Raw genomic sequence first — 18,099 nt, forward strand, 5'->3', positions numbered from 1 at the left:
TTTCGTTGCCGCGCGCGGCTTCGCGGGCCGCCTGTGGCGCGGGCTTTGAGCGGGAGAGGGATGGCGAGGCGTCGCGCGCCTCGCGGCGCTCGTTCAGCGGTCGAGGCCGAGGCCCGGCAGCACGCGCGTGCCTTCGAGCGCGACCGCGTGCAGCAGGCGCGGCTCGAGCCCGAGCGAGCGCAGGATCGTCGGCGCGACCTGCGTCGTCAGCACCGGCGCGTCGATCGTGCGGCCCTGGCGGAAGCCCGCGTACGACACGACGAGGCCGAGGTGGCTGTCGTCCGGCGCGTTGCCGCCATGCTCTTCATCCTTCTTCTTGCTCGACGTGTAGATCACGCCCGGGTTCGGCTGCACGACGATGTCCGGCGTGCGGCCGAGCGCCGGATTGCCGAAGCGCGCGGCGACGCTCGGGCCATACAGGATGTACGCCTGCGGGCCGTCCGCGCAGATCCCAGGCGCGTTGCAGCCGAGGTTCGCCTTCAGCTTCGCGACGACCGCGCTCAACTGGCTCTGGTCGCGCAGCCAGACGAGGCCGACGTCGTCGGTCTGCACGAAGCCCGTGCCGACGAGGCCCGTGCCGTCGTTCAGGTTGCCCGACGTGGTGTTGTTCTGGCCGAAGTTGCCGTTCGGGTCGAGGAAGTTGTTCGCTTCGAGGAGCGCAGTCAGCGTGTCGCCGTGCTTCACGAGCTTCGTGTGATCGGTCGGCGACTGGCCGTGCTTCGCAGTGACGATCACGACCGTCGAGTCGTACAGCCCGCGCTGCTTGAGCTCGGCGACGATGCGGCCGAGCGCGCCGTCGACGTACGCGATCGCGTTCGCGACTTCCGGCCCCGGCGTGAAGCTCGCGTCGAGATAGCCGCCGCCCGATGCCACCGTCGCCTTCTGCGCGACGGACAGCGTCTGGAAGTTCGTGCCGAACACGGTCGGCACGGGCGCGGCCGCGTTGCCCGTCGAGTTCTTGCCGTCGATCTGGTTGACGATCGCCTGCACGTGGTAGTCGTCGAACTTTTCGGTATGCGTATAGATGTCGGTGTAGTTGGTGCTCGTCGCCGGGTCGATCGAGTTGATCTCGGTGCGCGCGAGATCGTCGACGCCCTTGCCCGACGGGCCGTTCACCCAGTCGTAGCCCCATGCGTGCTTGTCCGCCCACGCGGTGCGCGAGCCGCGGATGTGCTCCTTGACGACTTCGAACACCGTGTTCGTCTTCACGTAGTCGTGCGGATAGACGCTCACGCACTGGCCGTTCACGCGCGCGTGCGGGATCGCCTGCGGATTGAACGCGCCGCCGCCGTCGAGATGCGTGAGCGCGCCGCCGTTCTGCGCGTCGATGCCGGTCGTTTCGTCGAACACGACGTTCCAGCCTTGCTTGCCCGAGCACGTCGTATCAGACGGCGCGTACAGCGTGCGGTCGTAGGATACGTCGTAGAAGAGGCCCGCGCTCTTCGGCGAGCCGCCCGTCAGGAGCGCGGCCAGGCCCGGAAACGAATCCGACAGGCCCGGCGTGTGCGCGTTCGTGTACGTGACGCCCGACTTCGCGAGCAGCGCGAGATTCGGGCACGTGTTCGCGCCGATGCAGCGCGCGACGTCCTGCTCGTGCAGACCGTCGATGCTGACCAGCAGCACGCGCTTCGCATCGGCGAGGCGGCTGTCGTGATCCCGATCCTGCACGGTGGCGGCCGAAGCTACGCTCGCGAATGCGAGCGCGCACGCGCCGAGCCATGCGCCGATTTCGAACTGCTTACTGTTGCTTTTCATCGTTGACCTCATCGTTAGTACGGCTGTGTCCCACCCGGAGCCGCAATCTGCACGCGGATTGCGAATGTGTCGTGACGTGCCGCTTTCGTTTGTCTGTCGATGCGAGCCGCGGCGCGCCACGCGTGCGCGACGAGAGGCGCGGTGAAGTTGTGAGAATTTGTATCGGCGCGCGGACGCGATTGGCGATCGCGCGCGAGCGCTCAGCCCGGCTGCGCGTTCTGCAGGACGATTCGATAGCCGTCCGGATCTTCGAACGTCACGCCTTTGCGATCCCAGTACGGATTCACCGAGCGGCACGGCGTGGCGCCATGCGCGAGCATCCGTTCGACTGCCTCAGCCCACACGGGGCGCTCGGGAAGATAGAAAACGAGCAGATGCTCGGGGCTCGGCGCGCGCGCGACCGTCACGCCGTGCTGATGCGTGAATTCGATTTGCCACGGATAGCCGGCGCGGCCGACGATCGCGCCGTCGAAGCCTTCGTGATGCTCGAAGCGGGCGACGACGTCAAAGTCGAGCGCCTGCGTATAGAAGCGCACGAGTGTGTCGATGTCGTTGGTCGGCCGGGCGACGCGCAGGACGGGGAGATTCATCACGGCACTCCTGTATTCGAAGATTCGGCGCGAGGGGTTTCGCGGCAACGCCGTCTTCAGCATAGGCCGAAAAATTCGGCGGCGGCCCTGCGCAACGTCGCCGTGCGTGTCGTGCGTGTCGTGCGTGCCGTGTGGCGCGCCCGCCGGTTACTTCGCGGTTTCGTCGAGGCCGCGCTGCAGCAGCTCGGTCAGCAATCCGGTCATCCCGTCCGGATGCGCGGCCGCCCGTTCGTTCAGGCGCGCGACGAGCTCGATGTTGAGCTTGCACGCGAACGGCACGAGACCCTGCGCCTGCTCGAGCTTGCGCCGCTCGCGGCGATCGGCCGCAGCTTCTTCGGCGCCCTTGCCGAAGCGCGCGGACGTCGTTTGCTTCATCGCGTGCGTCAGCTTCAACGCCTTGTTCTTTTCGAGATCGGTTTTCTTCATCGCCATCGCGGTCACCTCTTGCAGGAAAGGATGCGATTGTACGCATTGCCGGGCGGCCCGCGCGCGTTTGCCGATACAATGCGGCAGCCACTCGTATGACCGACCTGATCCGATCCATGGGCAATCCCACCCGGGCCTTTCTGCTGGGCCCTCTGCTGAAGGGCGTCTCGCGCTCCTTCTATCTGACGCTGCGCGTGCTTCCCGAAGGCATGCGCGACCCGATCGGCCTCGCGTACCTGCTCGCGCGCGCGGCCGACACGATCGCCGACACGTCGCTGATCCCGCCCGCGCAGCGGCTCGAACTGCTGCTGTCGCTGCGCGCGCAGGTCAACGGCACGCCCGATCCGGACGCGCTCGCGCGGATCGCGGGCGAAGTCGCGGGGCAGCAGACGCAATCGGACGAGAAAACGCTGCTCGAATCGCTCGGCCCCGCGCTCGCGGTGCTGTCGCAACTGGGCGCGGCCGATCGCGGCGCGGTGCGCGGCGTCGTGACGACGCTCACCGAAGGGATGGAATTCGATCTGCGCACGTTCCCCGACGAATCGTCGGGCCGGCTCGCCGCGCTGCGCGAATGGCCGGAGCTCGATCGCTACACGTACCTCGTCGCCGGCTGCGTCGGCGAGTTCTGGACGACGATGACGTGCGCGCATCTGCCCGGCCTGCTGACCGAGCGCGAGGACACGATGGCCGAGCGCGGCATCCGTTTCGGCAAGGCGCTGCAGATGACCAACGTGCTGCGCGACTGCGGGAAGGATCTGCGGATCGGCCGCTGCTATCTGCCGCAGGCGATGCTTGACGAATACGGGCTGCGCGCGGACGACCTGCTGCGCCCGGACGCATCGCTGCGCGCGCGGCCGCTGATGCATGCGCTCGTGCGCACGACGCTCGCGCATTTCCGCGCGGGCATCGACTATACGTTCGCGATTCCGCGCCGCGCGCCGCGCTTGCGGCTCGCCTGTTTCTGGCCGATCGCGATCGGCCTGCGGACGCTCGCGCTGCTCGCGTCGAACGACGCGTGGCTCGATCCGGCGCGCGCGTCGAAGGTGCGGCGAGGCGACGTCTACCGGATCATCGCGTATTCGTTGCCGCTCGCGATGTCGAACGGCGCGCTGCGCGCGTGGCTCGAGCGCCTGATCGCGGACGTCGAGGCGCGGCTCGCGGCGTGACGCCGCGCCGCACGTCCTGCGTGTGGCGCGCGAGGATCTGCACGAGGCGCCCCGATGCGCGATCCTGCCCGGTCATGAAATCCGACAGGCAGGCGATGCCCGCGCCATCGAGCGCGAGCTGCCTGGGCGTCTCGCCGCTCGACGGCCACACGGCCGGGGCGATGCGGTAGGGCTCGCCGTCCGCGGCGAGAATCGGCCACACGTTCAGCGATTCGGCGATGCCAAACGTGACTTTCCATATTCATGCGGAACACATGCCGTCTGATGAGAGCCTGGTCGGGCTTTCCGGCGACTGCGTCAAACTCTGTACGAATGTCCTTAAAGCAGAACTCAAGAACGTTCACGTCATCTATGTGGATGTTCGGCACGGACATGGGCATCCCGTTTTCGCGGAAGTCCAATATCGCCTTGAGTCGTTTCGCACGCCCCCGGTCATGAACCAGTTCATGGAAGCCCTGGAGAACGCCATCGTTCGCCGCACGGGTCTTGCGGCGCGCATCCGTTGTTTTGGTTACGCCGCGTCGAGCATTCACGCCCGAAATTAGCAGGTCTGGAGAAGAATCGTGTCCACCGTTACCTTTCCATGCCAGCAGGCTGGGGATTTCACGATTACCGCAATCAGCGATGGCTACCTCACCGCCAGCCTCGATTTCCTCTCGAATATCGACACGTCCGAGGCTTCCAGAATGCAGAGTGACGCAGGGCAGAAGGAGCTTTCCGCTGTGCATATCAACTGCTACGTGGTGCGCGGAGCGGGCCACACGATTCTCATCGACGCTGGGGCTGGGGGCATCAAGCAATGGGGCGGCCGCCTGAAGACCAATTTATTGCTTGCTGGCATCGAACCATCCACGATCGACACAATTCTGCTCACACACGCCCATCCCGACCATGTCGGGGGGCTGGTGAATATGGCCGGACAAGTTGCCTTTCCGAATGCGGAACTGGTTGCTCATCAACGAGAGGTCAAATTTTGGCAGGATGATGGAAATCTGAGTCGTGCCAGCGAGCGGGCCCGCGGTAACTTCCTGATAGCGCGTCAAGTGTTCGACGGCTACAGCGACAGGCTCCGTACTTTCGATGAAGGAGAAGTGTTGCCCGGTATCAGGGCAATGCCGCTACCGGGGCACACGGATGGACACACTGGATATGTCCTCGAATCCGGTGATCAGGGCCTTCTTGTCTGGGGGGATATCGTTCATTTTCCTCACATCCAGATTAAACGGCCGGACGTATCGATTGCATTCGATCAAGACTCGTCCCAGGCAGCTACCACGCGATCGCGGCTTCTGGACATGGTCAGCTCGGAGGGGCTTTTGATCGCCGGCATGCATTTGGGAGAACCTGGTTTCGCGCGAATAAAACGAACGAGGGGGAAATACGGCCTGCTTTACGAGACCGCAGCATGAGGCCACGATCTGCTATAACGATCGCGTGGTGGTCCCGAGCGCAGGCCGGCGGCGCCGGACTTGAAATCCGGCGCCGCGTCACCATCTACCCGCCGATCAATTTCGATCATCGGCAATCCGACCAAGAGGAAATCACGATGCGTCTTCTGCTCGCCTTGCTGCTGCCTTGGCTGCAGTTTTTCACGATCGGCCGCCCGTTCGCGGGCATCATCTGCCTGATTCTTCAAATCACGCTGATCGGCTGGTTGCCTGCCGCGATCTGGTCGGTGTACGCGCTCAGCCAGTACAAGACCGACAAGAAGATCGAAGAGGCGCTCGGCCGGCGTTCCTGAGCTTGCGGCTGGCGGCGCGCGTGTCGAGCACATGCCGCCGCCCTGTCCCGCCCCGCGCCTACTTCACCGCAAACAGCGTCGCATACATGAACAGCTTGAACGCATAACCGAGCGTCACCGCGCCCGCGACGCCGCCCATCCACAGCAGCCCGAACCACATCCAGCCTGGCAGCCGCGTGCCGCGCGCGACGGCGCGCGGCTCAGTGGTGGTAGTAATGCTGGTCTTCATGGCGCACCTTTCCACGGAACACCCAATAGCCCATCGTCGTGTACGCGAGGATGATCGGGATGATGACGGCCGCGCCGATCAGCGTGAACGTCTGGCTCGAACGCGGCGCCGCGGCTTCCCACAGCGTCATGCCTTGCGGAATCGCATACGGCCACAGGCTCACGAGCAGCCCGACGTAGCCGAGGAACACCAGCGCGAGCGCGAGCACGAACGGCGTCGTGTCGTGGCGCTCGCGCACCGCGCGGCGCATCAGCACCGCGCACGCCGCGACGAGGAACGGCACCGGCAGCAGCCGCCAGAACAGCCCCGTCGCGAACCAGCGCTGCGCGATGCTCGTGTCCTGCAGCGGCGTCCACAGGCTCACCACCGCGATGAAGCCGAGCAGCACCACGGTGAGCGGCCACACGACGCGATGCAGCCGCCGTTGCAGGTCGCCCTCCGTCTTCGCGACGAGCCAGCAGCAGCCGAGCAGCGCATAGGTCGCGACGAGCCCCAGGCCCGTGAGCAGGCTGAACGGCGTGAGCCAGCCGAACGCGTCGCCCGCGAAGCGGCCGCCGTCGACCGGGATGCCTTGCAGGAACGCGCCGAGCGCGACGCCCTGAAAGAACGTCGCGCCCGTCGAGCCGCCGATGAACGCGAGATCCCACAGGTGCTTTGTGCGGCGCGCCTTCGTGCGGATCTCGAACGACACGCCGCGGAAGATCAGGCACACGAGCATGAACACGAGCGGCAGATAGAGCGCGGAGAGCACGATCGAATAGACGATCGGGAACACCGCGAAGAGCGCCGCGCCGCCGAGCACGAGCCACGTCTCGTTGCCGTCCCACACGGGCGCGACGGTGTTCATCATCAGATCCCGCTCGTGTTCGGCGGGGAAGAACGGAAACACGATGCCGATGCCCAGATCGAAGCCGTCGAGCACGACATACATGAACAGGCCGAGTGCGATGATCGCGGCCCAGATTACGGTGACATCCATTTGCTAACCTCGCTTGGCTTGTTGGCGCGCCGGCTTCACGCGGCGTCGATCAACTGGTTCGCGGCCGACAGCGGGCGGCGGGCGGTGTGCCCGGGCCGCGCGTCGTGCGCATCGTCGGGCGTGTCGCCCGGCAGCGCGGGGCCCTTTCTCATCAGCTTCAGCAGGTAGTAGACGCCCGTGCCGAACACGAGGAAGTACACGACGACGAACGTCATCAGCGATACGCTGACCTGCTGCGTCGACAGCGGCGACACCGCGTGCGACGTGCGCATCACGCCGTAGACGACCCACGGCTGGCGGCCCACTTCGGTCGTCACCCAGCCGGCGAGCAGCGAGATGAAACCTGTCGGGCCCATCGCGAGCGCGAACTTCTGGAACCACTTCGCTTCATAGAGGCGGCCGCGCCGGCGCAGCAGCCACGCGAGCGCGGCGAGGCCGATCATCGCGAAGCCGAGCCCGACCATGATCCGGAAGCTCCAGAACACGACGGTCGAATTCGGCCGGTCTTCGGGCGGGAATGACTTCAGCCCGCGAATTTCGCCGTCCCAGCTATGCGTGAGGATCAGGCTGCCGAGATGCGGAATCGACACCGCGTAGCGCGTGGTTTCCGCCTTCATGTCGGGGATGCCGAACAGGTTCAGCGCGGTGCCGCCTTGCTCGGTTTCCCACAGGCCCTCGATCGCGGCGAGCTTCGCGGGCTGATGGCGCAGCGTGTTGATGCCGTGCTGGTCGCCGATCACCGCTTGCAGCGGCGCGAGCACGAGCAAGAGCCACAGCGACATCGAGAACATCTTCTTCACGGCCCTGTCGCGGCGGCCCTTCAGCAGGTGCCACGCGGCCGTCGCGGCCACGACGAGCGCGGCGACGACGAACGCGGCGATCGCCATGTGCGCGAGCCGGTACGGGAACGACGGGTTGAAGATGATCGCGAACCAGTCGGTCGGCACGACCTGGCCGTCGACGATCTCGAAGCCCTGCGGCGTCTGCATCCAACTGTTCGACGCGAGAATCCAGAACGTCGAGATCAGCGTGCCGATCGCGACCATCAGCGTCGCGCCGAAGTGCGCGCGCGGGCTCACGCGGTTCCAGCCGAACAGCATGATGCCGAGGAAGCCCGCTTCGAGGAAGAACGCGGTCATCACCTCGTACATCAGCAGCGGGCCGGTGACGGAGCCGGCGAAGCTCGAGAAGCCGGACCAGTTCGTGCCGAACTGATACGCCATCACGACGCCGGACACGACGCCCATGCCGAACGCGACCGCGAAGATCTTCGACCAGAACAGGCAGAGGCTTTTGTAGTACGCCTTGCCGGTCTTGAGCCAGCGGTATTCGAGCACGGCGACGAAGCTCGAGAGCCCGATGCTCAGTGCGGGAAAGACGATATGGAAGGAGACTGTGAATGCGAACTGCACGCGGGCCAGATCGAGGGCCGAAAAAGCGGTTTCCATGCGAGTAGACCGAAGCTGACGACACCCGCCGGCGGGGCTGCCGGCGGCCCCTGCGCCGCGCGCGCAAGGCCGCAGCTCTAGAGTCGGAACGGAGTATCGCGCTCGGTGTTGCGGTGCGAAATGCGCCAACTCGTCGCAGATGTCCAGCGCCGGCAAGCGCTTTGTCGACTTAAATCGTTGATTGGTATCAAGTTTGAAGCGATTTTGTGTGATAGTCGCGGGCGCGGCGGGTTGACGCGCCTGCGTCAATTGACCGCGCTGCGGCGAAGGCGTCCGCGCGGCGCGAGCTCGGCCGCTTCAGCCGCGCCCGGCGGCGCGACGCGCAATTGCGTACACTCGAACACTCCGCTTCGCCGCACGGCGGATGTTCCTTCTTCGACTAGACTCCCACGGGACCCCAGATGATCGATTTACGCAGCGATACCGTGACGCGCCCGAGCGCGCCGATGCTGGCCGCGATGACGGCCGCCGAAGTGGGCGACGACGTATGGGGCGACGACCCCACCGTCGCGCGCCTGCAGGCCGTGGTCGCCGAGCGCGCGGGCAAGGAGGCGGCGCTGTTCTTTCCGAGCGGCACGCAGAGCAACCTCGCGGCGCTGATGTCGCATTGCGGACGCGGCGACGAATACATCGTCGGCCAGGCCGCGCACACGTACAAGTACGAGGGCGGCGGCGCGGCGGTGCTCGGCAGCATCCAGCCGCAGCCGATCGAGAACGCCCCGGACGGCACGCTGCCGCTCGAGAAGATCGCGGCAGCGATCAAGCCGATCGACGATCACTTCGCCCGCTCGCGCCTCCTCGCGCTCGAGAACACGATCGGCGGCAAGGTGCTGCCGGCGGGCTACGTCGACGAGGCGGTCGCGCTCGCGCGCAGCCGCGGGCTCGCCACCCATCTCGACGGCGCGCGCGCGTGCAACGCGGCCGTCGCGTCGGGCCGCACGCTCGCCGAGCTGTGCGCGCCGTTCGATTCGATCTCGATCTGCTTCTCGAAGGGGCTCGGCGCGCCGGTCGGCTCGGTGCTCGTCGGCAGCCGCGCGCTGATCGACCGCGCGCACCGCTGGCGCAAGGTGCTGGGCGGCGGCATGCGCCAGGCGGGCGTGCTCGCGGCCGCGTGCCTGTACGCGCTCGATCACAACGTCGAGCGCCTCGCCGACGATCACGCGAACGCCGAGCGCCTCGCGCAAGGGCTCGCGCGGATCGAGCCGGTGAAGGTGCTGTCGCAGGCGACGAACATGGTGTTCGCGCAGATTCCCGAAGCCGATTGCGCGCCGCTCGAGGCGTGGCTCAACGAGCGCGGCATCCTCACGCAGATGCTGTATGCGTCGCGCTTCGTCACGCATTGCGACGTGTCACCTGAGGACATCGACACGGCCGTCGCGGCGATCAGCGCGTACTTCGCGCGTTCGCGCGCCTGACGGCCGCCGCCGCGGGCCGCGCGGCCGCCTTCGCGGCGCCGCGCGGCAGCGGCGCGAGCAGTTGCTGCGCGGCCTCGACGACCCGCGACGACAGCGATTCCATCTTCGGCGACTGCACGGTCCACGCGTGCCAGTACAGCGACACGTCGGTCGAATGCGCGGGCGCGAGATCGACGAGCCGCTGCCCGGCGAGCGGCGCCGTGCCGAGCAGCAGCTCGGGCACCATCGCATAGCCCAGCCCGTGCCGCACGGCGGCGAAGTGCGCGTGCGTGCCCGGCACGTAGTGGCACGGAAACGCGCCGTCCGGCAGGCCGAGCTTGTCGCGCAGAAACGACGATTGCAGCGTGTCGCGCCGGCCGTGCGCGACGACGGGCGCGTCGCGCGCGCTCTCGCGCGTCAAGCCCTGCGGGAACCAGCGCGCGGCGAATTCCTCCGCGGCGATCAGCCGGTAGCGCATCGTGCCGAGCGGCGTCGAGAAGCAGCCGCGCATCGGCTTGCTCTGCGTCGTCACGCAGCCGATCGCCATCCCGCTTTCGAGCAGCGCGAACGTGTGCTCCTGATCCTCGACGATCAGCTCGAACAGCACCCGCTCGCCGGCGAGCACTGAGGTCAGCGCCGGCAGGAACCACGAGCCGAGGCTGTCCGAGTTGAGCGCGATCGCGACCGCGATCGTCGAGCCGCGTTCGGCTTCGAGCTCGGCCTGCAGATCCGCCTGCAACAGCGCCATGCGGCGCAGATGCTGCAGCACGCGCTGGCCGGCGGACGTCGGCCGGCACGGCCGCGTGCGCAGCAAGAGCGGCGCGCCGAGGCTCGCTTCCAGCGCGCGCACGCGCTGCGTGACGGCCGACGCGGTCACGTGCAGCCGCGCCGCCGCCTGCTCGAAGCTGCCGGTATCGGCGACGGCGACGAGCGCCGCCGCCTGTTTCGGATCGATCGTCATCTGTCGCTCGCTTTGCGCCGGCTGAACCGGCATCCTAAATAAAATTTAGCGTAATCAATTTAAGCTAAATATTGTACCGACATCGGAATCCTCCCCGGACAATGCGCGCGTGCGCATCGTGCGCTGCAACATCCGCGCGGCGCCGCACGCCGCATCTGCAAAGGAAGGATTTCGACATGACCGATCACACGCCGAACCCGTCGCGGCAAACCCCGCCGACGCCGCCTCGAGGGCCTGCACCGAAGCGCCGCCGCCGCTATTTCCGCACGCTCGCGGGCCTCGTGCTCGGCGCGGCGATCGCCGGCGGCGCGGTCGGCGCGTGGACGCTGCATCGCATCTGGACGGAGCTGCCTTCCGTCGAGCCGCTCGCCGTCTACCGGCCGGCGCTGCCGCTGCGGATCTTCTCTCGCGACGGCGAATTGCTCGCCGAATACGGCGTCGAGCGCCGCGAGTTCGTGCCGCTCGAACGCATCCCGCCGCTCGTGCGGCACGCGCTGCTCGCGGCCGAGGACGCGCAGTTCTATGCGCACGGCGCGGTCGATATCGGCGGGCTCGCGCGCGCGACGGTCGCGAACGTCGTCACCGGCCAGCCGGGGCAGGGCGGCAGCACGATCACGATGCAGGTCGCGCGCAACTTCTTTCTGACGCGCGACAAGGTGCTGAGCCGCAAGCTCGCCGAGATCCTGATGTCGTACAAGCTCGAGCGCGCGTACAGCAAGGACAAGCTGCTCGAGCTGTACATGAACGAGATCTACCTCGGCGAGCGCGCGTACGGGTTCGCGGCCGCCGCGTCGGTCTACTTCGGCAAGCCGCTCGATGCGCTCACGCCCGGCGAGGCGGCCGTGCTCGCCGGCCTGCCGAAGGCGCCGTCCGCGTTCAATCCGGTCGTCAATCCGGCGCGCGCGACGACGCGCCGCGACTACGTGCTCGGCCGCATGCGCGCGCTCGGGTATCTCGACGAAGCCGCATACCGGCAGGCCGTCGACGCGCCGGTCGCGCTCGCGACCACGCCGCCGCCCGGCATCCTTGCCGCGCCGTACGTCGCCGAGCGCGCGCGCCGGATGATGGTCGAGCGCTTCCACGACGACGCGTACACGCTCGGCCTCGACGTGACGACGACGATCGCGATGCGCGACCAGCGCGCAGCCGACGCGGCGCTCGCGCGCGGGCTCAAGCTTGGCGGCCGGCGCGACGCGAAGGACGCGAAGGACGCGCTCGAAGGCGCGCTCGTGTCGGTCGACGCGGCGACGGGCGACATCCTCGCGCTCTCGGGCGGCGCGGATTTCTCGCACAACGTGTTCGACCACGCGCTGCAGGCGTATCGGCAGCCGGGCTCGAGCTTCAAGCCGTTCGTCTATTCGGCCGCGCTGGAGAAAGGGATGTTTCCCGGCGTGCTGATCGACGACACGCAGCGCACGCTGTCGCGCGACGAGACGGGCGCGAATCCGTGGCGGCCGCGCAATTTCGGCAACCACTACGAAGGCTTCATTCCGGTGCGGCGCGGGCTGATGCGCTCGAAGAACCTCGTCGCGGTGAGCCTGATGCAGGTTGCGCAGCCGGATTTCGTCCAGCAGCACGCGGCGCGCTTCGGCTTCGAGCCGCTGCGCAATCCCGCGTCGCTGCCGCTCGCGCTCGGCGCGGGCTCGGCGACGCCGCTGCAGGTCGCGACCGCCTACGGCGTGTTCGCGAACGGCGGCGTGCGCATGGAGCCGCGCCTGATCGAATCGGTCCGGCAGCGGCAGGGCGGCGTGCTGTTCGACGCGCGGCCGCCGGCCGGCGTGCGCGCCATCTCGGAGCGCAACGCGTTCGTGATGGACAGCATGCTGCGCGACGTCGTCGCGCATGGCACCGCGCGCCGCGCGGTCGCGCTCAAGCGCGCCGACGCGGCCGGCAAGACCGGCACGTCGAACGGCTCGAAGGACGTGTGGTTCGCCGGCTATTCGTCCGGCGTCGTGTCGGTCGTCTGGATGGGCTACGACACGCCGCGCAGCCTCGGCCGCGCGACGGGCGCGTCGGCCGCGCTGCCCGTGTGGGTCGACTACATGAAGACCGCGATCGACGGCCGCGGCGCGATCGAGCGCACGCCGCCCGCGGACGTCGCGCTCGTCGACGGCGATTTCATCTACGCCGAATATGCGGGCGGCGGCAAGTGCTCGCCGTCGCTGCCGCCATTCGTGCGCAGCCCGTTCGCGTGCGACGCGGCGCGGCGGGGAGCGGCGGACGGCGACGCGCCGGCCAGCGCGACCGATGCGGCGCGCGTGCCGACGCCGCCCGCCGTCGACGCGGCCGAGCGCGCGCGCGTGCTCGAACTGTTCCGCACCGAAGACTGAGGGCAGGCGCACATGCATACGCTCTACCTGATCGCGATCGTCGCCGAAGCGATGTCGGGCGCGCTGATGGGCATGCGGCGCGGGATGGACCGGTTTGGTCTCGCGCTCGTCGGCGCGGTGACCGCGCTGGGCGGCGGCACCGTGCGCGACGTGCTGCTCGGCCGCTATCCGCTGACCTGGGTCGCGCACCCCGAATACCTGCTGCTGACGCTCGCGGCGGCGACGTTCGCGTCGATGACGGCGACGCACGTCGCGCGGCTGAAGTCGCTGTTCACGGCCGTCGACGCGCTCGGGCTCGCGGCGTTTTCGATCATCGGCTGCGACGTCGCGGCGACCGTGAACGGCAGCCCGGTCGTGATCGTGCTCGCCGGCGCGATCACCGGCGTCTGCGGCGGGATGCTGCGCGATCTGCTCTGCAACGAGATGCCGCTCGTGCTGCGCAGGGAGCTGTACGCGAGCGTCGCGCTGCTGACGGGCGGGCTATATGTCGGCATGAAGGCGGTCGGCGCCGCGGAAGGTTTCGCGACCGTCGCCGCGCTGGCCGCGGGATTCGCGCTCCGGATGCTCGCCGTGCGGCGCGGCTGGCGGTTGAAGGCGTTTCACACGGCCGACGCCGGCTGACGCCGCCGCCGCGCGCGCTGTAGTCGCTCATTGGCCGCTCATTGGCCGCTCAGGCGGGCACGATGACGGGCGCGACGCCGTCGCCCGCATCGACGAGCCGCACGCGAAAGCCGTAGCAACGTTCGATCAGCGCGGGGCGCAGCACGTCGGCGGGCGCGCCGTCGGCGACGATCGCGCCGCCCGCGAGCATCGCGATGCGATCCGCATGGCGCGCGGCGAGATTCGGATCGTGGACGATCGTCAGCACGCCGAGGCGCCAGTCGCGCGACAGGCGCCGAACCGTGTCGAGCAATTGATGCTGGTGCGCGAGGTCGAGCGCGGCGGTGGGTTCGTCGAGCAGCAGGTAGCGCGGCGCGCGTGCCGCGTCCGCCGACGGCCAGAGCTGCGCGAGCACGCGCGCGAACTGCACGCGGGCGAGCTCGCCGCCCGACAGCGTCGTCACGTCGCGCGTGTCGAGTGTCGATGCGCCGGCGAGCGCGAGCGCCTGCGACGCGATCTCGCCGTCCTCGCGCGCGAGTGCGCCCGCGCGGCGCGCGTGCGGGTAGCGGCCGAGCAGCACGATGTCGCGCGCGCCGAACGCGAACGCGGGCCGCGAGGCCTGCGGCAGCACCGCGCGCAGCCGCGCGAGGCGCGTCGCGTCGATCGTGTGAAGCGGCTCGCCGTTCAGCGCGACGTCGCCGCGCACCGTCGCGCCGCGCGCGCGGCCGCCGGCCGGCAGGTCGCCCGCGAGCGCGCCGAGCAGCGTGCTCTTGCCCGCGCCGTTGCGGCCGAGCAATGCGGTGACGCAGCCGGGCGCGATCCGGATCGACAGATCGTCGAGGACGACGCGGCCGTCGCGCGCGACGTGAAGGTGTTCGGCAGTCAGCATGGCGTTCGATCGGATGTCGGTTCGCGCGGCGGCGCGGCGGGTCGAGAAAGGCTGCGTGCGTTCCCGTTCGGAATTGGGGCGGCGAATGTCTTGACGCGGCAGGATGCTTGACGCGCGCGGGCGTTTGCCGCACGCGGACGATCTGGTTGCGTGCGCAACGTCATGCTCCCAACGCGCCGCGCCGCTTCCTCAGCAGCGCGAGAAAGAACGGCGCGCCGATCAGCGCGGTGAGGATGCCGAGCGGAATCTCGGCCGGCGCGGCGAGCGTTCGCGCGGCGAGATCGGCGGCCACCGTGAGCAGCGCGCCGAAAAGCGCCGCGCCCGGCATCACGATCCGCTGATCGGGGCCGGCCGCGAGCCGCACGCAATGCGGCGCGACGAGCCCGATGAAGCCGATCGCGCCGGTGCACGACACGAGCGCGCCGACGCACATCGCGGCTCCGACGAGCACGCGCCGCTTCACGCGCGGCACCGGCACGCCGAGATGCATCGCTTCGCTTTCGCCGAGCTGCAGCGCGTTCAGCGCGTGCCGCTCGCGCGCGAGCAGCGCGCCGCCGGCGAGCGCGAACGGCGCGACGGCGGCGATCGTGCGCCATTGCGCGCCGCCGACGCTGCCGAGGCTCCAGAACGTCAGCGAGCGCAGTTGCACGTCGTCGGCGATGTACGTGAGGAGCCCGATCGCCGCGCCGGCGAGCGCGTTGATCGCGATGCCGGCGAGCAGCAGCAGCGGCAGCGCGAGCCGGCCGCGCGCGACCGCGAGCCGGTAGACGAGCGCCGCGACCGCGAGCGCGCCGGCGAACGCGGCGACGGGCAGCAGGCCGAGCGCGACCGGCGCCGCGACGAGCGGGCCGAGCACGATCAGCGCCGACGCGCCGAGCGCCGCGCCGCTCGATACGCCGATCAGGCCCGGATCGGCGAGCGGATTGCGAAAGAGCCCCTGCATTGCCGCGCCGGCCGCGCCGAAGCCGGCGCCGACGAGGAGCGCGAGCGCGACGCGCGGCACGCGGATGTCGACGAGCACCGCGCGCGCCTGGCGCAGCGCGGCGTCGCCCGCGAGCTGTGCGTCGGTCGCGGCGAGCGCGTCGAGCAGTTGCGCGGGCGAGAGCCGGTACGCGCCGAGGCAGAGCGCGGCGATCGACGCGGCGGCGAGCGTGGCGGCGAGCGCGGCGAGCGTCCATCGCGCGCGCCGCCGGCGCAGTGCGGCGATGGCCGACGAGGCGAGCGCCGGACGGCGCTCGGCGGGCGTCGGGTCGACCGAAGGGGAACGGGCGGCGAGGCTCATCGTGAGGAATCGAACGGGATGGGCGGCGAGACGGCCGACGCGCGTGCACGGCAGCCGCCGACAAGCGGCGCGTCGCGGCGCGCGATGTCATGCGCGTTGGCGCTGGCCGAATGAGCGCGTGCAGCCAGGACAACTTCAGGAACCCGAACGATCGCGAATGTGCGATGTGCGGTGCGGCGTGCCGCGACGCGCTGGATCACACGCCGTCGAAGCCGCGCGTTCATGCGAGCACGCTGTTCAAGCGCCGCTGCAACGCGGCGACCGCCTGCGGCAGACGCGGCCCGAAGCCGAGCAGAAACAGCGCATCGAGCGACACGACGCGCCGCGCGCGCGCGGCCGGCGTCGCGTCGAAGCCGGGCGCGGCGAGCAGCGCATCGCGTCCGCCGGCCGCCTGCAGCCCTTCGTCCGAGATCAGCACGACGTCGGGCGCCGCCGCGACGAGCGCCTCGGCGGTCAGCGGCTTGTAGTGATCGAATCCCTGCATCGCGTTGTGCGCGCCCGCATAGCGGATCATCGCGTCGGCGGCCGTCTGTTGGCCGGCGGCGAGCGCCTGGTTGCCGGTGTGGTTCAGCACGAACAGCACGCGCGCGGGCGTGCGCTGCGGCGTGTGCGGCGGCGCGGCGTCCACTGCCGCGCGCGTCGCGAGCCAGTCGCGATCGAAGCGGGCGAGCAGCATGTCGCCTGTGGCCTGCAGCGACAGCGCATCGGCGACGCCGCGAATCTTGCGGCGCACCGATTCGACGTCGTGCGCCTCGTCGAACGTCGTGACGGCGACGCCCGCGCGCGTGAGCTGCGACAGCGCGGCCAACGGGCCGGCTTCCGCCGACGCGAGCACGAGATCGGGCCGCAGCGACAGCAATCCCTCCGCCGACAGCGCGCGTTGATAGCCGACCTTCGGCAACCGGCGCGCGGCCTCCGGATACGTGCACGTGGTATCGGTGCCGACGAGTTCGTAGCGTGCGGTTCGCGCGCCGCCGAGCGCGTAGATCGTCTCGGCGAGCGCACCGCCGATCGCGACGACGCGCTTCGGCGGCGCGCTCGCCGGCGCGCGCGCGAACGCGCCCGGATGCGCGGCCGCGAACACGAGCGCGCCCGTGCCCGCGAGCCACGCGCGCCGGCGTGCATCGATGCGCGGCGGCTTGCTCATCGCGCGGCCTCGGCGGCGGCTGAGCCGGTCGCGCCGGTCGCGCAGGCCGCATCTGCCGCGTCCGCCGTATCCGCCCCATCTGTCGCGTCGATTTTCGGCAGCGCGCCGACCAGCTCGCGCCAACCCGCGAGTTCCGGCTGCCCCGGCTTGCGCGCGCCGAACAGCATCGCGATGTTGTCGCCCGCCGCGTCGAACAGCTCGACCGACGTGACGACGCCGTCGCTCGTCGGCTTCCTCACGGCCCATGCGGACGCGACGAGATCCTCGCGCAGATGAAGGTTGAAATCCTTGTCGAGCACGTTGATCCACGCGCCCATGCGGCGGATGTTCGTCACGGTGCCGGTATGGATCTGGATCATGCCGCGGTTGCCGACGAACACCATGATCGGCAGCCGCGTCTGCGCGGCGCGCTCCAGCACGCGCCGCGCCGCGTCGGTCGCGACGCGATGCGCGCGCGCCGCGCCGGCGAGCCGCAGTGCCTGCGTGCGCGACACGCCGAAGCGGCGCACGACGCCGTGGAACTGGTGCGTGTCCGTCATCGCGTCCCATGCGGCGCGCAGGCCCGCGGCGTCGACGTCGCCGTCGGGCCGCTCGGCGCACGCGCGCGGCGCGGGCTCGACCGCGAACGTCGGCGATTGCGCGGGCATCCGCCAGCGCGACACGAACGCGTCGAACGCATCGTGATCGCTGTGCTTGCGCAGGTAGACCTTGTGCACCGCATCGCCTTGCGCGTCGAAGAACTGCAGGCTCTTCATCACGCCGTGCGCGGTCGGCTCGTGGACGGCGAAGCCCGCCGCCCAGTTGTGATAGAAGATCCGCAGGTCGATCGCGCCGAGCGCGAGGCCGACCGGGCCGTCGTGGCTCATCTGATCGAACGCGCCGTCCTTCTCGTGCACGGCGGCCGCGTTGCGCGTGAGCGCCATCACGCCGGCGAGGCGCGGCGTCTCCTCGAACAGCTCGACGAAGCTCGGCTCGAGCCGCACGACGCGCTCGCCCGCGAATGCGGCGAGCGCCTCGCCTTCGCTCACGCCGAGCAGTTGCGCGACGTCGCGGTTGCGCAGCTTGCGGGTTTCTTTCAGATGCAGGAACGCGTCGCGCAGTTCGCCGGGCGCGAGCGCGCGGGTGGACGAAGAGGCGGGAGCGGCGGTGTTCATCATGTCGG

At 69.4% G+C, this 18,099-nt stretch carries 18 protein-coding genes and 2 pseudogenes; 7 read left to right on the top strand and 13 right to left on the bottom strand.

Features of this window, described 5'->3' with window-relative positions; genetic code table 11:
- Nucleotides 1-93: 93 nt before the first annotated feature.
- From AQ610_RS20800 to AQ610_RS20810, 3 genes are all read right to left on the bottom strand, one after another.
- Complete coding sequence (locus tag AQ610_RS20800) at nt 94-1,755, bottom strand: alkaline phosphatase family protein (protein WP_006029071.1); 1,662 nt, start codon at nt 1,753-1,755, stop codon at nt 94-96.
- A 200-nt stretch (nt 1,756-1,955) separates the two neighbouring features.
- A complete protein-coding gene (locus AQ610_RS20805; protein WP_043283226.1) occupies nt 1,956-2,345 on the bottom strand; it encodes a VOC family protein in 390 nt (129 codons plus the stop codon).
- 147 nt (nt 2,346-2,492) lie between these two features.
- Nucleotides 2,493-2,777 (bottom strand): hypothetical protein, encoded by a 285-nt coding sequence (locus tag AQ610_RS20810; protein ID WP_009914203.1) that lies wholly within the window; start codon nt 2,775-2,777, stop codon nt 2,493-2,495.
- A gap of 89 nt (nt 2,778-2,866) precedes the next feature.
- On the opposite strand from AQ610_RS20810, the gene AQ610_RS20815 reads away from it, so the two are divergent.
- A complete protein-coding gene (locus AQ610_RS20815; RefSeq protein WP_006029068.1) occupies nt 2,867-3,937 on the top strand; it encodes a phytoene/squalene synthase family protein in 1,071 nt (356 codons plus the stop codon).
- Here AQ610_RS20815 and AQ610_RS37530 read toward each other — a convergent pair.
- Nucleotides 3,936-4,151, bottom strand: a pseudogene (locus AQ610_RS37530) (LysR family transcriptional regulator); the annotation flags it as partial. The gene AQ610_RS20815 and the pseudogene AQ610_RS37530 overlap by 2 nt on opposite strands.
- Before the next feature lie 4 nt (nt 4,152-4,155).
- Here AQ610_RS37530 and AQ610_RS20820 point away from each other — a divergent pair.
- The 3 genes from AQ610_RS20820 (at nt 4,156) to AQ610_RS20830 (ending at nt 5,678) form a co-directional block, all read left to right on the top strand.
- Nucleotides 4,156-4,482 (top strand): hypothetical protein, encoded by a 327-nt coding sequence (locus AQ610_RS20820; RefSeq protein ID WP_009914206.1) that lies wholly within the window; start codon nt 4,156-4,158, stop codon nt 4,480-4,482.
- Between the two features lie 18 nt (nt 4,483-4,500).
- Nucleotides 4,501-5,346, top strand: coding sequence for an MBL fold metallo-hydrolase (locus tag AQ610_RS20825; RefSeq protein WP_009914208.1), 846 nt, complete (start codon nt 4,501-4,503; stop codon nt 5,344-5,346).
- Between the two features lie 137 nt (nt 5,347-5,483).
- On the top strand, nt 5,484-5,678 hold the full coding sequence (locus tag AQ610_RS20830) for a YqaE/Pmp3 family membrane protein (RefSeq protein ID WP_009914210.1): 195 nt from the start codon (nt 5,484-5,486) through the stop codon (nt 5,676-5,678).
- 58 nt (nt 5,679-5,736) lie between these two features.
- On the opposite strand, the gene AQ610_RS34365 is transcribed toward AQ610_RS20830, so the two are convergent.
- Genes AQ610_RS34365 through AQ610_RS20840 form a run of 3 tightly spaced genes read right to left on the bottom strand, consistent with a single transcriptional unit; the run spans nt 5,737 to nt 8,334 of the window.
- Nucleotides 5,737-5,907, bottom strand: coding sequence for a hypothetical protein (locus AQ610_RS34365; RefSeq protein WP_015604075.1), 171 nt, complete (start codon nt 5,905-5,907; stop codon nt 5,737-5,739).
- Nucleotides 5,879-6,886 (bottom strand): cytochrome d ubiquinol oxidase subunit II, encoded by a 1,008-nt coding sequence (gene cydB, locus AQ610_RS20835; protein WP_006029065.1) that lies wholly within the window; start codon nt 6,884-6,886, stop codon nt 5,879-5,881. The genes AQ610_RS34365 and cydB overlap by 29 nt, the downstream gene beginning before the upstream one ends.
- Before the next feature lie 35 nt (nt 6,887-6,921).
- On the bottom strand, nt 6,922-8,334 hold the full coding sequence (locus AQ610_RS20840; protein ID WP_009914212.1) for a cytochrome ubiquinol oxidase subunit I: 1,413 nt from the start codon (nt 8,332-8,334) through the stop codon (nt 6,922-6,924).
- 401 nt (nt 8,335-8,735) lie between these two features.
- On the opposite strand from AQ610_RS20840, the gene ltaE reads away from it, so the two are divergent.
- Nucleotides 8,736-9,749, top strand: coding sequence for a low-specificity L-threonine aldolase (gene ltaE / locus AQ610_RS20845; RefSeq protein WP_043283201.1), 1,014 nt, complete (start codon nt 8,736-8,738; stop codon nt 9,747-9,749).
- Here ltaE and AQ610_RS20850 read toward each other — a convergent pair.
- Together AQ610_RS20850 and AQ610_RS37535 are read right to left on the bottom strand one after the other, a co-directional pair.
- A complete protein-coding gene (locus AQ610_RS20850) occupies nt 9,718-10,689 on the bottom strand; it encodes an HTH-type transcriptional regulator ArgP (protein WP_006029062.1) in 972 nt (323 codons plus the stop codon). The two genes, ltaE and AQ610_RS20850, sit on opposite strands and share 32 nt — an antisense overlap.
- A pseudogene (locus AQ610_RS37535) lies at nt 10,686-10,877 on the bottom strand (hypothetical protein). Before AQ610_RS37535 ends, AQ610_RS20850 begins: the two are co-directional and overlap by 4 nt.
- Here AQ610_RS37535 and AQ610_RS20855 point away from each other — a divergent pair.
- Entirely contained in the window at nt 10,866-13,019 is a 2,154-nt protein-coding gene (locus AQ610_RS20855; RefSeq protein ID WP_043283223.1) for a penicillin-binding protein 1A, read from the top strand. The pseudogene AQ610_RS37535 and the gene AQ610_RS20855 sit on opposite strands and share 12 nt — an antisense overlap.
- Nucleotides 13,020-13,031: 12 nt before the next feature.
- A complete protein-coding gene (locus tag AQ610_RS20860; protein ID WP_006029060.1) occupies nt 13,032-13,640 on the top strand; it encodes a trimeric intracellular cation channel family protein in 609 nt (202 codons plus the stop codon).
- A gap of 49 nt (nt 13,641-13,689) precedes the next feature.
- Here the strand turns inward: AQ610_RS20860 and AQ610_RS20865 are convergent, their stop codons facing one another.
- From AQ610_RS20865 to AQ610_RS20880, 4 genes are all read right to left on the bottom strand, one after another.
- Nucleotides 13,690-14,508, bottom strand: coding sequence for a heme ABC transporter ATP-binding protein (locus tag AQ610_RS20865; protein WP_006029059.1), 819 nt, complete (start codon nt 14,506-14,508; stop codon nt 13,690-13,692).
- A 160-nt stretch (nt 14,509-14,668) separates the two neighbouring features.
- Entirely contained in the window at nt 14,669-15,790 is a 1,122-nt protein-coding gene (locus tag AQ610_RS20870) for a FecCD family ABC transporter permease (RefSeq protein ID WP_006029058.1), read from the bottom strand.
- A 220-nt stretch (nt 15,791-16,010) separates the two neighbouring features.
- Nucleotides 16,011-16,937, bottom strand: coding sequence for a heme/hemin ABC transporter substrate-binding protein (locus AQ610_RS20875; RefSeq protein ID WP_006029057.1), 927 nt, complete (start codon nt 16,935-16,937; stop codon nt 16,011-16,013).
- Nucleotides 16,934-18,094 carry a hemin-degrading factor gene (locus tag AQ610_RS20880; RefSeq protein WP_006029056.1) on the bottom strand — a complete coding sequence of 387 codons (1,161 nt, stop codon included), beginning with the start codon at nt 18,092-18,094 and terminating at the stop codon, nt 16,934-16,936. Before AQ610_RS20880 ends, AQ610_RS20875 begins: the two co-directional genes overlap by 4 nt.
- Nucleotides 18,095-18,099: the final 5 nt, after the last annotated feature.

Origin of the sequence: Burkholderia humptydooensis (assembly GCF_001513745.1) — a bacterium.
Lineage (GTDB): Bacteria > Pseudomonadota > Gammaproteobacteria > Burkholderiales > Burkholderiaceae > Burkholderia > Burkholderia humptydooensis.

Excerpts from the sequence above, each read along its gene's own strand:
- ltaE (WP_043283201.1), top strand. The coding sequence starts at position 8,736 with ATGATCGATTTACGCAGCGATACCGTGACGCGCCCGAGCGCGCCGATG.
- AQ610_RS20865 (WP_006029059.1), bottom strand. The coding sequence starts at position 14,508 with ATGCTGACTGCCGAACACCTTCACGTCGCGCGCGACGGCCGCGTCGTC.
- AQ610_RS34365 (WP_015604075.1), bottom strand. The coding sequence starts at position 5,907 with ATGAAGACCAGCATTACTACCACCACTGAGCCGCGCGCCGTCGCGCGC.
- AQ610_RS20810 (WP_009914203.1), bottom strand. The coding sequence starts at position 2,777 with ATGGCGATGAAGAAAACCGATCTCGAAAAGAACAAGGCGTTGAAGCTG.
- AQ610_RS20860 (WP_006029060.1), top strand. The coding sequence starts at position 13,032 with ATGCATACGCTCTACCTGATCGCGATCGTCGCCGAAGCGATGTCGGGC.
- AQ610_RS20830 (WP_009914210.1), top strand. The coding sequence starts at position 5,484 with ATGCGTCTTCTGCTCGCCTTGCTGCTGCCTTGGCTGCAGTTTTTCACG.
- AQ610_RS20800 (WP_006029071.1), bottom strand. The coding sequence starts at position 1,755 with ATGAAAAGCAACAGTAAGCAGTTCGAAATCGGCGCATGGCTCGGCGCG.
- cydB (WP_006029065.1), bottom strand. The coding sequence starts at position 6,886 with ATGGATGTCACCGTAATCTGGGCCGCGATCATCGCACTCGGCCTGTTC.
- AQ610_RS20850 (WP_006029062.1), bottom strand. The coding sequence starts at position 10,689 with ATGACGATCGATCCGAAACAGGCGGCGGCGCTCGTCGCCGTCGCCGAT.
- AQ610_RS20805 (WP_043283226.1), bottom strand. The coding sequence starts at position 2,345 with ATGAATCTCCCCGTCCTGCGCGTCGCCCGGCCGACCAACGACATCGAC.
- AQ610_RS20855 (WP_043283223.1), top strand. The coding sequence starts at position 10,866 with ATGACCGATCACACGCCGAACCCGTCGCGGCAAACCCCGCCGACGCCG.
- AQ610_RS20880 (WP_006029056.1), bottom strand. The coding sequence starts at position 18,094 with ATGATGAACACCGCCGCTCCCGCCTCTTCGTCCACCCGCGCGCTCGCG.
- AQ610_RS20815 (WP_006029068.1), top strand. The coding sequence starts at position 2,867 with ATGACCGACCTGATCCGATCCATGGGCAATCCCACCCGGGCCTTTCTG.
- AQ610_RS20840 (WP_009914212.1), bottom strand. The coding sequence starts at position 8,334 with ATGGAAACCGCTTTTTCGGCCCTCGATCTGGCCCGCGTGCAGTTCGCA.
- AQ610_RS20870 (WP_006029058.1), bottom strand. The coding sequence starts at position 15,790 with ATGAGCCTCGCCGCCCGTTCCCCTTCGGTCGACCCGACGCCCGCCGAG.
- AQ610_RS20820 (WP_009914206.1), top strand. The coding sequence starts at position 4,156 with ATGCCAAACGTGACTTTCCATATTCATGCGGAACACATGCCGTCTGAT.
- AQ610_RS20875 (WP_006029057.1), bottom strand. The coding sequence starts at position 16,937 with ATGAGCAAGCCGCCGCGCATCGATGCACGCCGGCGCGCGTGGCTCGCG.